Below are 14,764 nucleotides of genomic sequence, written 5' to 3' on the forward strand. Positions count from 1 at the left end.
GGGAGACACGCCCTAGGGCCGAGAGCTGCTGCTCGCGCTGATGGCAATCCGGAGCCGAAATTCAGTGTGCTGGTCAACAATATGGTCGGTGGTAAACGTATCCGCTTCGAGGACGCGTCGGGCATGGACATGCATGTCGAAGGTCCGGTTCTGCTCAACGGAACTCGAAGCGCCGACCGGACTTCTCTTGGCCGTGACTGGTGGAGAGCAGCCGCCCCCGCGCGGCCAGCTTCGCAGGGATATCGACCACGTCCACACTGTCATCGTTCAAGTGGGTCATCACCGGCGCTTCCAGGCCGGTTGCACCGAATCGGAGAGCCCGATCGGTAGCCGACGTCGCTGACTGGCACCCGGATAGTGGCCAGTCAACGGTCACAGCGAGGGGACCGCGGCTGCGGTCCCCTCGCTGCCTACCACCGGGCGACGGGTCATTTGGCGGCGGATGAGCAAACTGCAACTTACTGGTCGGATAACAACTAACTTCGGAAGGCTTTGCACGCAGTTCTCGAGAATCAGCAAGGTAGTGAGTAGCGAAGAACGAAGTCAAGATGCTTGCGCATCTCCTCCCCAGCTTTGTCCGCGTCGCCTGACTCGATGGCCTTGGCAATGGCGATGTGCTGCCGAACTGTCTTTTGTGCAACATCGCGGGTGACCTCGAGGAACTGCGCTGGATGGGTGGCGTTGTGCACCGCGGCGATGAATGCGGCCAGCAGGCGATTGCCGGAGGCGAAACCGATGGCGGTGTGGAAACGCAGGTCGTATTCCGGAATGTTCGGGTCGTCGATGGTGATCTTCTTCTGCTGGTCGATGACTGACTGCATCGTGGCGATATCCTCATCGCTGCGGTTGCGCGCCGCCCACTGCGCGGCGGGGATCTCGAGAACACGACGGACTTCGGTGATCTCGTCGACGTCTAGCGCGCCAATTCGCAAAATAGTGTCCATTGACTCGCTGAGCATCTGGCTCAGAGAGTCGGGCGTCACGGTGTTGACGAAACTGCCGCCAGCGACGCCAGGGATCTTGCGAATCAGCCCAGAGCTGACGAGGGCGCCGAGGGCCTCGCGAACGGTGGGTCGACTCACACCGAACAGCTGAGCGAGCTCGGTCTCGGGCGGAAGCTTGTCGCCCTGCGCGAAACGACCGTCCAAGATCGCTTCCCGGAGCTGTGCCTCCACCTGATCTCGCGGCCGGGTGACCTGCGTCGCCTTGAAGGATTTGTTTGCGGTAGATGCCATCGGGTCTCCAGTTGTGGTTGGACGCGCGACCGTTCGGCGGTCGGCAATTGTCCTACAGTCTCGCAGATGCAGGCGTCCTCCAAGGGGTGCGCGATCACCTCGGCGGGAATCCCTTTTGCTGTGGTGTAAACATCTGGCTCCCCTACATCCCACGCAGACTACGTAAAAGATATGACAGTATTGTAGATTGTAGTCGATGGATGCGCTGGGCGAGACAAATGGAACGTCGCGAGTCGATCCGGAGACTGAAATTCCCAGAACCCGAGTGGGGCAGGTGTGCGACAAACGCTCCCGTACACTGACCTGCTCCGACAGGATGCAGGCCGTACAAAAGCGGTCCCCGTAGGGGGCATGAGCTCGCGCATGTTGTCATCAGGCGACCAATCGCCAGTCCGGCTTGGTCTGGCTGCCTGTGCATCGAACCACCCAGCGCGTCCGGTGGCCGGGAGCTTCTCCAGATTGCCTTCGATGGACACCCTGTGAACCACCACTACAGGAAGGGCGCTCGACGAGAACTCCCATATGTCGCGACGACCTGCTACGGGGTGGTGCGGTGCCGCGAATCACCACGGTCGGCCGTCGGCTGCGCACGGTGCGGGACTACCGGGGCCCGTGATGCTGCCCTGTCGCCGGGGAATCGTAGAGACCGTGCTCGCCAACGTGATCCCCTGGCGATCGGCCTACCGCAGGATTAGATGTGGTCGCGTCGACCCGCAGCCCAACGTCAATGAGGTAGTTGAACCGACTCGTGACCAGGTCGTAATTGCCACGAAGTGGTTGGCGCATCGAAGGCAACCCAGTTCCGTCTCGACAGCCGACCAGAGCGGATACGTCGCCTCCCGAGGCGTCACCGAAGCGACCTGTTCTACCAGCACCGCGTCGACCCAGATGGGCCTGCCTGTCGAGGACGTCGCGGGGACCGTAGGGGAGTTGATCCATGAGGGCAAGGTGCGGCACTTCGGGCTTTCCGAGGAATCTTCCGTGACATCAGCGGATCACCGTCCTGCAGCGAGTACTTGCTGTGGACACGGGGAGATCTTGCCAACCCTGGCCGGGCTGGAATCGGACAGGTCCCCTTCAGTCCGCTCGGCAAGGAATTTGCCGGCACCGTGCGCTCCACAACGACGTTCACCGACGGGATGTGCGCAACAAGGTCCCACGGCTCACCGAGAAGAATCCGACCGCGAACGCAACCCTCGTCGAGCACGTCAACGGACTCGGTGCAAGGACGTCACCCCGGGGAGGCTGCCCCTGGCCGGTTGCTCGCACAGCAGACCTGGATCGTCCCAATCTCCCGGAGCCCAATTGCACCTCCCGCATCGAGGAGAACGCCGGCTCACGGCATTTTCTTAATCATCAACGTTGAAACACGTTTCGTGTCGTGCTATTCAGTTTCTCAGAAAGTCATTCGGGTCGTTCGTTACTGGCTTCTCAACCTGTGCCAGTAGTTACTGGCTTTCTCCAACCTGTGCCAGGTGGACGGTAAACGGCGGCCAACCTCGCAGAGAGACGTGGATCGGCATGAGACTCCCGAATTGTGTGCCAGAGTCGTTCGATAAAGCGTGTACGTGTCATCCCGAATTTCTCAAAGATGTCCTCGTCCGGCGCGCCGCCATACGGCAGCCAGGAGTGGGCGAATCCAATGAAATCCTGTGGATCAGCGCTTGGGTGGGGAAGTCCCAAGAGTGCCCTTTGCAGGTTCTGCGCGTCGACGATAACGCCAATCCCTCCCATGCTTACGTAGAGCTACTGGGATGTCGGCCATACGTGTACCGGCGCTGGAGAGGGGCGGCGACGTGGAACATGCACCGAGTCCTTGCTGCTCCAGGTACTTCTCTGGTTGCCTTCGGGCATTGCGCTCCTATCGATCGAACTGAGTGGTGCAGTCACCTCTGCAAAAGCAACGAACTACCCGCCAGCCGTGGAGTTCCGAGCTGTAAAGCTCCGAGCGGGGCTGATCAACGGGAATACTGTGCGTCACGTCTACCGTTGGCATGGTGGACCCACTTAGATAATTGTAAGTCATTAACCATGCTCGTCAAGCTGGCGAATATTAATCCATCGCGACGAAGAGGCGACAACGATCAGCAGACCCTGAAACGACCTATCAATCAGTGGTATTCGCCTCCTCTTCCGAGGGCGCTCCCACGCGGAGGTCTCGCGAATGGCGCATTGGCCAGCACGCGATTCGTTAGCAACTAGATTCAACCGCGTAGTCAGAACGGTAATCGTCGCCGACGAACGAAGTGAATGATGCGCGTTACGTTCAATCGTCCAAAGTTGTGCGCCCTGTCTGAGGCCTTCGTTATGGTCGAGACAGGCTCGCGTCTGCCCAGATATGCACTCACGCCACTCGGAGAGGCTGTTCACCCGGTGAGCCTGCGTAATCCTCTTGGCGCCGAATGCTGTGGCGGCACTCGTGGGTGGGTGGTTTTTGGATCGCCGGTCCGCCGAGGCGACGATCGGGCCAGGTACCGGCGGTCAACTTCGGAGGTGGCACCCCAGATCCCGCTTTCTTCCAGCGACGCCACAGCGTAGCTGCGGCACTCGCGTAGGACGGGGCAGCCGAGACATATCTGCTTGGCAACGCGCTCTCGACGAAGACGGTCACCGCGTGTCTCGTCATCCAGGGGGAAGAAGACATTGATGTCCATCCCGCGGCAGCGTGCTCGGAGCTGCCAGTCCCAGAACCAAGTCATGGGAAGCCGGGAAGATACGGAAGAGTCTGCTGTAGTGCGCATCTCGGTCCTCTCTTATTCGGAATCGGTTGTACGCACGATCGCACCGAGGCTGCTCTCGGCGCCGATCGCGGCGACACCGGCTCCTGCGATCAGAACCTTGGCCGGCGGGAACTTGCCCGCGGCGATGACCTGACCGGTGAAGAACCGACCGAACGTGTGGGCGGCCCCACGACAGCACGGTAGTCGGCAATGTCGGCCGTCGAGCTGAGCGCTTCCATGGACTGCGCCCGGGAAATGCGTTCTCATACTCGTTGGAGGTGATTGACGCGGAATCGCTCGATGATGCCCCCGTCGCATGTCCTTCGATGAAGGCTCCTGGCGACAGTTCTCTTGCAGCGACCACAGCGATGGCCCTACGGGGACCGACGAAACCTCTTGGGACGCAGTATGGCAGTTTGCAATAGATGGGTGCTGCTGTCAAAGCTGTGGAGCCGTTCGACCGGTTCGACTGGGCGTGGTACCGAGCCCTCCCACGCCGTCGTCGATCTGCCTCATGGGAATGGCGCACAGGGCTGAGAGGATCGTCGACCCGGCGACCCAAAGCACTACTGGCATCGCCGAAGACGTGTCGGCGACGAGCTTGGTGAGAACCAGGGGCGTCACTGCGCCACCGACGATGACGCCGATGGTGAATCCGAGCGACAGGCCTGTGTACCGGACTGCACCCTGGAACGCCTCGGCGAAGAAGACGCCGATGGTGCCCCACGTCATCGAATAACCGGTCAGCAGTGCCAGATACGCGATCATCACGACAGCCTGATTGCCGGTGTCGATGGCCTTCATCCATCCAAAGACCGTCGCGGCAATCGCCAGGTTGCCCATGATGAAAATCGGCTTGCGGCCGAAGGCGTCGCTCTGGGCGCCGACGAAGATGCTCGCCGCGATGACCCACGCCGCTGCCACGATGATGATCACCAGCATCTCGTTGCGACTGAAGCCTTTTGTGGCCCCGTACGACAGACCGAACACAGTCGCCGCGTAGAACGTCACGGAATTGCCGACGGCTGCGCCGGCGATCAGCAGAACTTCTTTCATGTGATGACGAAAGACGACCAGGACAGGGGCAGGAAGGATGTCGTTGGACTCTTTGAGCGCCTTGAACTCGGGACTTTCCTCCAGCCGCAGCCGAATCATCAGCCCAAGAATCACCAGCAGGCTGCTGACCCAGAACGGAATACGCCATCCCCAACTCAGGAAGGCGTCGTCGCCCATCGCAGACCCGACGACCAGATACACGACGTTGGCAATAATCAGTCCGAACTGTGCGCCGGTCTGCACCCAGGAGCTGTAGAAGCCCCGTTTGCCTGGCGGGCTGTGCTCGACTGTCATCAAGACCGCCCCGCCATACTCACCGCCCAGCGCGATGCCTTGCACGAACCGAAGGACGACCAGCAGGATCGGTGCCGCGATCCCGATGGCACCGTAGGAGGGAACCAGCCCGATCGCGACGGTCGCGACCCCCATTATCAACAAGGTTGTCACCAGAGCGGCCTTGCGGCCCACACGATCCCCGAGATGGCCGAAAATGATTCCACCAAGCGGGCGTGCCACGAATGCCACCCCGAATGTCGCGAGCGACAGGAGGGTCCCGGTCAGTGGATTCGAGTTCGGAAAGAAGACCTGACCGAAGACCAGCGCAGCTGCCGTGCCGTACACGAAGAAGTCGTAGTACTCGATCGTCGTGCCCATCAGGCTGGCAAGACCCACGCGCCTCACGTCGGCAGCGGAGGGAGACCCGGACATCAAACACCTTCAATCAAAGTGAAAGTCGAGTAGGTTACTGGTGCAGATTGAGCCATCTAGAATCACGTGCTGACGGTTCCGGATGGCTGTGCGTACGCTCCAACGGCGAGTCGCTCGCGCAGCTCGACCTTGCGGATCTTTCCGCTCATGGTCTTCGGCATGTCGTCGACGACTATCACCCGCTCGGGGCAGTACCGCTTGGCGAGGCCGGACTCGGTCAAAAAGATCCGGAGTTCGTCGACGTTCAACGACGTGCCCGCCTGACAACGCAGGAATGCACATGCCCGTTCACCGAGCCGCTCGTCGGGATAACCGACGACCGCCACCTCGGTCACCGCGGGATGCCGGAAGATCAGGCTTTCGACTGAGCCCACCGGGATGTTTTCGCCTCCACGGATGATGATGTCTTTGGTGCGGCCGGTGATGGTCACCGACCCTTGCGAATCACGCACCGCGGTGTCGCCAGTCGCGAACCAACCCTCGCCGTCGAATGCCTCCTGCGTCGCCTCAGGACGGTGGTAATATCCGACGAACATGCCCGTACCGCGCAGCCACAAGGCACCCTCGGTGCCGTCGGGCGCCTCGGCACCCTCGGGATCGCGGATGCTGATCTCGGCACTGTCGAGCCGCACACCATCGGTTTCACGGTTGATGTTCCCGAGACCCGGCCGGCCGGAGACCGCAATACCGAACTCGGTCATACCCCACGCGGGAATCACCGCGCATCCGAGCGCCCGCTCCGCCTCGGCCATGAGCGGCCGCGGGATCGGCGCACCGGCCACGACGATAAGTGAGAGCGTGTCAGCCTCCTCTCGGGTGAGGCCGGCGGTCCGCAGCAAGTCGATCAGGAAAGTCGGTGAGCCGACCATGCAGGTGATGCGAGCCCCGTGGATGATCTGTGCCCCGACTTCAGGGCTCCATTTCTCCACGAAGACCGCCGTGCCTCCGAGGTGCACCGTCAGAAGGGCTCCCCAGAAGAATCCGGTCGAATGTCCGACTGGCGACATGACGAGGTTGCGCATCGGTTGCCCGAGCGAGTCGTGCCCGACATGGGCGGCCCAGCCGCGAACCACCACGTCAAGCGTGGTGTGCAGATTCATCACGGCCTTCGGTTCGCTCGTCGTTCCCGACGTGAAGGCGAGCTGCGCGATCCCGAGAGGGTCGACGGGAACCGGCTCGAACGCGTCGGCTGGGCACATCAGGGAATCGAGCGTGACGGCGTCACCGACTGGCTCGCCGACGATCACGACCTCCAGCCCCTTGCTGTCGCGCACCCTCGCGGGTATTGCCGTGGACACGACGTCGCGACCGCCGTGGAAGCGGGACACGATCAGCATCTTTGTGCCGGTTGTCTTGGTCATGAATTCGACTTCGTGGGTCCCATACGTGATCGGAATTCCCGAGTACGTCGCGCCCGCCCGCAGAATGCCGTAGACGATCCCGAGAAACTCTGCCGAGTTCGTCATCATCACCGTCACCACGTCACGTGGACGCACCCCCCGCGCCTGTAGCCCCGCCGCGACCCGGCGGCTCATCTCGTCCAGCTCCGCGAACGTTATTTCCCGTACTGTCTGACCATGGTGGTCAACACTTACCGCCGCCACTCGCTGGGGGTACTTGACTACCGCATCGTCGAGAAACGTACTCAACGAGGTGACCGACCATTCGCCGGTGTCCAGCCGGCGCTTCGCTTCAGCATCCGGCACGATGCTGCCCTCGGGTAGCCCTTGGATGGTCGAGCTCATTTTCGCCTCCGAAAACTGTTCTGTACAAGAAAGACTGATCACATCTGATTCCACTCGACGCTTACCCTAATGTGCGGACGGGTTGACCGGCACTGGGCCGCAGGCTACCTCGACGCGCAGCGCGACGATGTTGCTGTCGAGGGCCGCCGTGGCGTGTTTCGACAGCGAAATCCGTTGTGGCACTTGAGCCTCAACACTCGATAGCCGTACGAGTGGCAACTCGGATGCCGAGAGCTCGCGCTGCCCTTGGATTGGAATCGACTTCGGCGACCCAGTGGCACGCGGGATGAGTTGGAGTACTGCCGCCCCACGATCGCAACAAACCACTCCGACGAAAAACATGCGTTCACGCGCAAGACGGACGGACGCTCCAGCGAAGTAGCGGAGCATCTTAGACCGGTCAGCGAGGAGGAGGCACCGGTCCGGTAGCTGACCGGACTGCTGACGAAACCGATCGTGGCAAGCGCGAGAACACCCGCCGGCGCAGACGCCACCCAAATGGCGTCGCCCCCCAGGCTGGCACGTGCCACTGCAGCGATACGACAATCAGCAACACCATCCACGCCGTATGGGTAGCGCGCCAGGTGCCGGTACGTGACCTGTAGGCGCATTGACCTAGACACACTTTCTGACATCAAGTAAAACTGACTGACCTAAGTGAAGGTTGTCACACTATTGCCTATAGATGCATTGTTCGTCAATCCGTCCGTGGGGGCCCTAGTTTCTCGGCGCCGACTACATGAACTCACCCGCACGGTCGGCAGCCTCGACCGTGGAGAAGCACGATGAATCCAATCTATGACTTCACCGACCGCATGGCATTTCACCGGCGGCGACTCCGGTATCAGGCTGGCGACCGCGCGAGCGGCCGCGGCATGGGAATTGGAAGCCGCTGGTGAACAGGCACTGGAATGACATGTGATGTGTCCCGATGGGGAGGAGGTCGCAGCCGCAGTGAGCCCATGGTGGCTGCAGATTCGCATCGGACTGGGTGCTGTCCTACGTGGGGATGTGTGTATCAGCGTTTGTATCACGTAGCGACCCCGTTATTCACCCCACCGGACCGCGCGGTAACAGGTGTCGGTGGTCCGCGGGACGGCTTTCGGTAGCCACGTCATAGCTTCGACGCTGTCGACGGTCAACCCCTGCCTGCATGCAGAGTGGTGCTGGGGTGGGGATCAGTACCGACGGTGTTGCGGGTGCCGTCCTTCTGGAATTGGAAAAAGGTTGACACCAAGCAGGCGAATATTTAGTCTGACATTAAGCAATTCTGCTCGCTTTGGAGGAAGTCAATGGACCACTTCGACAAGTTGTACATCGACGGCGAATGGGTCTCGCCGTCCATCCCGGGCACCCGCCCCTTGATCGACCCGGCGACGGAAGAGCCGTGGGCGACTGTCTCCTCGGGCGGCGGAGTCGAGGATGTGGACCTCGCAGTAGCGGCAGCGAAGAGAGCGTTCGTTCGCTTCTCCAGGACCTCGGTCAATGAGCGCATCGAGCTCATCGACCGCATTATCGAGGCCTACGAGCGCCGCGAGACGGAGCTGTCCGAGCTGATCGCCAAAGAGGTGGGCATCCCCGTTTCCTTCAAAGGACAGGTGAAGTCCTCGGCCGGTCACATGCGAGTCGCGCGGGACGTGATCCGAGATTACGAGTTTGAACGGCAACTCGACGACACCATCATTCGACGAGAACCGATCGGCGTGTGCGGCCTTATCTCACCATGGAATTGGCCGATTCAGACCTCCGTCATCAAAGTCATCTACGGAATCGCTGCGGGTTGCACAATGGTGCTTAAGCCATCGGATGCATCGCCCGCCTCGGGCGTTGCACTGGCAGAAGTCATGCATGAAGCGGGAACTCCGCCGGGTGTATTCAACCTGGTAGTCGGTCGTGGCAGTGTGGTGGGCGACCGGCTCTCGCGGCACCCGGACGTGGATATGATCTCGTTCACCGGTTCGACCACCGCGGGACGTCAGGTGGGCGAGGCCGCCGCTCAGACTGTCAAGCGAACCTGCCTGGAGCTGGGTGGCAAGTCCGCGAACATCGTGCTGACCGACGGCGATCTGGAGAAGGCCGCACATTTCAACATTCAGCGCGGCTTCTCGAACTCCGGCCAGTCCTGCCATGCGCCGAGCCGGCTGCTGGTGCACGAGAGTCAAGTGGAGGACATCCTTCCCTTCTTGGTCGACGCGATCAACCTGATGCGAGTCGGCGACCCGAGCGACCCGAACACCACGCACGGACCGCTCGTTCACGCGCAGCAGTTCAACAGTGTTCAGCGTCATATCGAGATCGGACTGAGGGAAGGGGCGCGGCTCGTCACCGGCGGCCTGGGGCGAATCGACGGCTTCGACCGGGGATTTTACTGCAAGCCCACCGTCCTGGCGGACGTCACTCCCGACATGACCTTGGCCAAGGAGGAGATCTTCGGTCCGGTTTTGGTCGTCATGCCGTACCGCACAGAGGAACAAGCATTGGAGATTGCCAACGATTCGATCTTCGGACTTGGCGGCTACGTGTTCAGCGAGGACCGCAAGCGCGGGTACGAGTTCGCATCCGGGCTTCGCGCGGGTCGTATCTGCTACAACGGTTCCAGTCCCAATCAAACGACACCGATGGGTGGCTACAAGGAATCGGGCATCGGCCGCTCGATGGGCGTCTACGGCTTGGAGGAGTACCTCGAAGTCAAGTCGGTGTACGGGTTCGAAGAAGAGGCACGCGTGCTTCCCCGGCTCTAGCCTGTCCTGATTAGTCCTGATCGTATAGCGCGACGGGCTGGCTTGCAGTGGGGACGGCCGGCGGTGTTGGGCCCGGCGTAACCTTCCGGCGGGCGTGTGCCGCCCGACCCTTCCGGGTAGCCCGTTTGCAGGCCATGCGCTGCTTGCCGTTCGCGGGCTTGCGGATTCGCCCGCGAGGACGCCGCCGGTGGGTCGCCACGGCACCGATGCCCGCTCGCGACATCGAACTCGGTGCCGTGTTCGTCGGCGAAAATCGGCGGCGCGGTCCAGGTTGTCGGCCGAGCAGTAGCCGGCGTGGCGCGGACCTGGTCCGGGACCTGCCCGGTCTTCGCCGCCGGTCTGTTCGGTCATCGGCCGGTCTGTTCGGTCATCGGCATCAGATTGCCGACATCGACGGCATTTGTGTTCACGTCGGTGGCCACGATCCCTGAGGTTTCTCGTCGACCACGACCTCCGCGTTGCACCACTACGCGGAGGCCCCGTCGCCGGTCAGCCGTCGTCCCGGTCCGCTCCCGTGCTGCCTGTCGAGCCTCTTCCGTGAGGGCGGCCTTCGCCTCCCGGATCGTCGCCAGCCGGGTTCGCGACGCCGCGATACCTCGGGCAGTTCGTCGCCACGCCGGTTCTCGCCGACTTGGCGTCTTCGGCCTCGTCGAGACCTCGCGGCGAGGGCCTTCTCCTCTCCGGCATGCGGGCGTAGCTCATCACCTTGCGTTTGGAGGCGTTCGTCCGCAACTTCGTCCCCTCCGACAACCCAGCCTGATCATGCCCGCGGCCTGACACAGCGCCAACGCCTGTACGAACAGGTGCTCGAGCGTGGCCAGGCGCCGCTTGCGGACCCGGGTGATCGCCCGATAGTCCGCCCCCCGCTCCGAGCACCGGAACAGCCACGTCATCGGTGCATTTGCGTTCGATCGCCCCGGACGAGCACACTTCGGTGGTACAGCCGTTGAGCAGGATGAGCACCATCAGCCGCGGATCGTAGTGGGGCGGCACGGCCCTCAATGTACGCGGAGCGGATCCGGGACAGGTCCAGGTGCTCGTCGACGAGTTCTGCGATAGGCCAGAGGCTCGGCGGGCAGCCAGTCGTCGAGCGACGGCGGCAGCAACAAACCCTGATCCGGGTCAAACGCTCGGAACGTCTTGTCCACCGGCGGCTTCGGCTCATCGAGATCATCAGGCACGCCTCATCATCGCGCGCCTGGCCCATCACCCGAACACCTTCGCTGGGCGTGTTGGCGACCGCGCTTAGGTGTTCGCTGTAGCGGACGGCCAGGTACTGCATGCCACAGTTCGGGTGCAAGGTGCCGGCGCCGAACATCCTGGTCCGTCGGGAAAACTTCGAGCACGAAGACCGCATAAACGTGCACGTGCTGTCGGACACCACAACCTTGTTCGGCCGTATCGGCGCGGAGGGCCGTTCGGGCCGTTCTCGCAGCTCGATGGTTATGAGTCTCAGGCGTTGCCAAGCGACAAGCCGTGCTGGGAGTTACAGGTGAGACATTGCCAGATGTTTGACAGTCAGATAATAGTCTGGTCTACTAATTCATCTAGTGAGCGCAATCACATCCCCTCATGCCAGTAAGCGCAGCGCACAAGCGATACATGGGGGATCTCGGCATCGGGCACCGGAAGACCCGACGGGCCACGCGAGATGAGTAGGAGAAGCCACTGTGACACCGAGGGAAGTTGTACTCGTAGTCGTCTTTGGATTCACCGGGTCGCGCCTGGTCGAACGGTTGGGGGCGGCAAGTAGTTATTCTGTTCTCGAGTCCACCGACACGGAGCTCAGCTGTACGTCAGCGGGGACGAACATGTTCGTCTACCGGCTTTTGGCATGTCTGCTCGCAACCCGCATGTGCGATTTCCGGCGAAGCCGTAGATCCGCGTATCGCAGTGCTGCAGAGCAAATGCGCACCACTGTAATAGCTCTCAATCAGAATGGCGTCGGTACCTCTCGTGCCCTCACGACGAAATATCGGCAGGTCGAGATTGTGCCTCGCGCTTACTTCTCCATCCCAAACCTGAAGGCAGAATCATGAGCACTATGCAACCAGATGCGATATCCGGCCAATCGTCCCCACCTCGTAAGACGAGCTTTGCCCGGCTCGGCACGGCCCTCTTCCTGGGTACCGCGCTGGAGTGGTACGACTACTTCGTCTACGGCGTCGCAGCCGCGCTGGTGCTGAACAAGCTCTTCTTCCCTACGTACAACCCCACCGTCGGCACCTTGTTTGCCTTCGGTACCTTCGCATCGGCGTGGCTCATGCGGCCCTTGGGCGCGTTCATTTTCGGCCACCTCGGCGACCGTCTGGGCCGGCGGTCGGTCCTGTTCATGACCCTGATCGGCATGGGTGTGGCCACGATCGCGACCGGCCTGCTGCCCACATATGATCAGATAGGTTTCTGGGCCCCGCTGCTGCTCGTCCTGTTCCGGATGATTCAAGGTCTGTCGGCCGGTGGTGAGTTCTCCGGCGTCGCCACCATGTCGATTGAGCATGCGCCGCCACACCTGCGCGGGCGCTACACCAGCGTCGCTCAGATGGGTATTCCGGCGGCCCTGGTGGGCGCCAACCTTGTCAGCCTGGCCGCCTACTACATGCCCGAGGACGCGCTGGAGAGCTACGGTTGGCGTATTCCGTTCCTGGTCAGTGCATTGATCTTCCCGATCGCGCTGTTCATTCGGCTAAAGTTGGAAGAGTCGCCGGTGTTCGAGGAGAAGAAGGCAGAGAACGCTCTCGTCAGCAACCCGGCGAGGGAAGTCATTCGCAACCACTGGCGGACGATGCTGGCGCTCGGATTCGCCAACGGTGGACTCGGTGCGGCTTTTTACGCGTACAGCACCTATGCGGTGAACTATGGGTCGGCCGAGGCCGGCTTGGCGAAGACGACCGTGCTGATGGCAGTCATCGTTGCGGGATTGGTTCACCTGGCCTGTGTGGGGATTGTTGGCTGGAATTCCGACCGTATCGGTCCGAAGCGAGTGTTCCTCTCTGCCCTGACACTGCTGGCGGTCGCTCCGATTCCGGTCTTCTGGATTATTCACACAGGCAACCCGATCGCCATCATCGCGGCAATGATCATCGGCCTGGGAATCGGCCATGGAGTGGCGTATTCGGTTACCGCGCTGCTCTTCACCACCGTCTTCCCGCCGGAGCTTCGCTACACAGGTTCTGCCATCACCTACCAGGTATCCGCGGCGCTTCTGTCGGGGCCGGTGCCGATTGTCATGGCGGCCCTCGTCGGGGCAGGCGGCGGCACGCCCTGGTACGCAGCAATCTTCCTCATGGGAATCTGCACGGCCGGTCTGATCGGAGCGATCCTCCTGGACCCTGCGGCACGGAAGTCGCGTGCTGTCGCGGCGGCGCGCGGCGAGGTCTGATCGAATGGCTGAGTCCGCCTTGATAACCGGATGGCTGGGGTAGGCATGGCACTGGACGCGCGCTTCTACAAGCTCTCCGAGCACGGACGGCCGACTGAGTTCGGCACGATCTTCGAACCGTCCGACGAGTGGCTGGCGAAGCAGTCGGCAGAGGCGGTGTTCGAGCCGGACCTGCCGATCGTCGATTCCCATCACCATCTCTGGGAGCACCCGTACGTCTACGATCGTTCCGGCTTCGAGGCGGACGTCCAGTCCGGTCACCAGGTCGAGGCCACGGTTTATGTGGAATGCGGAGCCGGCTACCGCGACTCTGGGCCGGTCGAACTGCGGCCGGTCGGGGAGACCGAGTACGTAGCCGCGGCGGCCGGTTCGTCGAGCGCCGGAGTCGACGTGGCGGCCGGCATCGTGGGATTCGCCGACCTCACACTGGGTGCCGCAGTCGAGCCGGTTCTGGCAGAGCACATGGCGGCTGGTCGCGGGAGATTTCGAGGTGTCCGGTTCAGCACCGGATGGGATGCGAGTCCCGAGATCGCGAACACGCAGTCCGGGAAACGACCCGGGATGCTCCGAGAAGCGAAAATCCTTGACGGGGCCCGTGTCCTGGCACGAAACTCGCTCACCCTCGATGCCTGGCTGTTTCATACCCAATTAGACGACGTCGCGGCACTGGCGGATGCTGTTCCGGATTTGAAAGTCGTAGTAAACCATAGCGGTGGCCCTCTGGGGTACGGCCGCTATGCGTCGGACCAATCAGACCAGTTCGACCAATGGCGGGACGGCATTCGGCAGGTCGCGAAGCGGCCGAACGTCTGGTGCAAAATCGGGGGGCTCGTGGCCCGCGGAGCCATGTACGACTACCTCACCGCGCCGGAACCTCCCGGCTCCGACGAGCTGGCTCGTCTCTGGTCGCCCTGGCTCGAGGTGTGCGCCGAGGAGTTCGGCGCGAAGCGTTGCATGTTCGAGAGCAACTTCCCGGTCGACAAGATGGGCACGTCGTATCGCGTGCTCTGGAATGCCTACAAGCGGTTCGCGAGTTCGGCATCACGGGAGGAGCGGGAGCTGATGTTCGGAGGATCGGCCCGCCAGTTCTACAGCCTGCTCTGATCCCGATGCACAGGCCGCACTAGAGCCCCGCCTCTCCGCCGATGAAGTGAATCGGGCAGCAGTTGAAGTTGTGTGA

7 protein-coding genes and 1 pseudogene are annotated in these 14,764 nt (G+C 62.0%); 3 read left to right on the forward strand and 5 right to left on the reverse strand.

The genetic code is table 11. The features are described 5' to 3' along the window. Nucleotides 1-512 precede the first annotated feature (512 nt). The 5 genes and pseudogenes from AZG88_RS11915 to AZG88_RS11930 all read right to left on the reverse strand — a co-directional run bounded on the left by AZG88_RS11915 (nt 513) and on the right by AZG88_RS11930 (nt 7,464). Nucleotides 513-1,235 carry a FadR/GntR family transcriptional regulator gene (locus tag AZG88_RS11915; protein WP_005242230.1) on the reverse strand — a complete coding sequence of 241 codons (723 nt, stop codon included), beginning with the start codon at nt 1,233-1,235 and terminating at the stop codon, nt 513-515. Nucleotides 1,236-3,601: 2,366 nt separating this feature from the next. Then, nucleotides 3,602-3,976, reverse strand: coding sequence for a WhiB family transcriptional regulator (locus AZG88_RS49775; RefSeq protein WP_082833283.1), 375 nt, complete (start codon nt 3,974-3,976; stop codon nt 3,602-3,604). A gap of 21 nt (nt 3,977-3,997) precedes the next feature. After that, nucleotides 3,998-4,215 (reverse strand): annotated as a pseudogene (locus AZG88_RS11920) (Re/Si-specific NAD(P)(+) transhydrogenase subunit alpha); the annotation flags it as partial. Nucleotides 4,216-4,393: 178 nt separating this feature from the next. Next, nucleotides 4,394-5,719, reverse strand: coding sequence for an MFS transporter (locus AZG88_RS11925; RefSeq protein WP_061697779.1), 1,326 nt, complete (start codon nt 5,717-5,719; stop codon nt 4,394-4,396). Nucleotides 5,720-5,781: 62 nt separating this feature from the next. After that, on the reverse strand, nt 5,782-7,464 hold the full coding sequence (locus AZG88_RS11930) for an AMP-binding protein (protein WP_061697780.1): 1,683 nt from the start codon (nt 7,462-7,464) through the stop codon (nt 5,782-5,784). A 1,292-nt stretch (nt 7,465-8,756) separates the two neighbouring features. Here AZG88_RS11930 and AZG88_RS11935 point away from each other — a divergent pair. The 3 genes from AZG88_RS11935 (at nt 8,757) to AZG88_RS11950 (ending at nt 14,688) form a co-directional block, all read left to right on the forward strand. Beyond that, the gene (locus AZG88_RS11935; protein WP_061697781.1) at nt 8,757-10,205 is read left to right on the forward strand and encodes an aldehyde dehydrogenase family protein; all 1,449 of its coding nucleotides are present in this window, start codon (nt 8,757-8,759) and stop codon (nt 10,203-10,205) included. Nucleotides 10,206-12,240: 2,035 nt separating this feature from the next. Then, the gene (locus AZG88_RS11945) at nt 12,241-13,584 is read left to right on the forward strand and encodes an MFS transporter (RefSeq protein WP_082833285.1); all 1,344 of its coding nucleotides are present in this window, start codon (nt 12,241-12,243) and stop codon (nt 13,582-13,584) included. Between the two features lie 45 nt (nt 13,585-13,629). Further along, the gene (locus tag AZG88_RS11950) at nt 13,630-14,688 is read left to right on the forward strand and encodes an amidohydrolase family protein (RefSeq protein ID WP_061697784.1); all 1,059 of its coding nucleotides are present in this window, start codon (nt 13,630-13,632) and stop codon (nt 14,686-14,688) included. The last annotated feature ends 76 nt before the right edge of the window (nt 14,689-14,764 follow it).

The sequence above is a fragment of the Rhodococcus sp. LB1 genome (genome assembly GCF_001583455.1).
GTDB classification, from domain to species: domain Bacteria; phylum Actinomycetota; class Actinomycetes; order Mycobacteriales; family Mycobacteriaceae; genus Rhodococcus_F; species Rhodococcus_F opacus.

Coding starts and splice junctions, on each gene's coding strand:
- AZG88_RS11915 (WP_005242230.1), bottom strand. CDS start 1,235: ATGGCATCTACCGCAAACAAATCCTTCAAGGCGACGCAGGTCACCCGG.
- AZG88_RS49775 (WP_082833283.1), bottom strand. CDS start 3,976: ATGCGCACTACAGCAGACTCTTCCGTATCTTCCCGGCTTCCCATGACT.
- AZG88_RS11925 (WP_061697779.1), bottom strand. CDS start 5,719: ATGTCCGGGTCTCCCTCCGCTGCCGACGTGAGGCGCGTGGGTCTTGCC.
- AZG88_RS11930 (WP_061697780.1), bottom strand. CDS start 7,464: ATGAGCTCGACCATCCAAGGGCTACCCGAGGGCAGCATCGTGCCGGAT.
- AZG88_RS11935 (WP_061697781.1), top strand. CDS start 8,757: ATGGACCACTTCGACAAGTTGTACATCGACGGCGAATGGGTCTCGCCG.
- AZG88_RS11945 (WP_082833285.1), top strand. CDS start 12,241: ATGAGCACTATGCAACCAGATGCGATATCCGGCCAATCGTCCCCACCT.
- AZG88_RS11950 (WP_061697784.1), top strand. CDS start 13,630: ATGGCACTGGACGCGCGCTTCTACAAGCTCTCCGAGCACGGACGGCCG.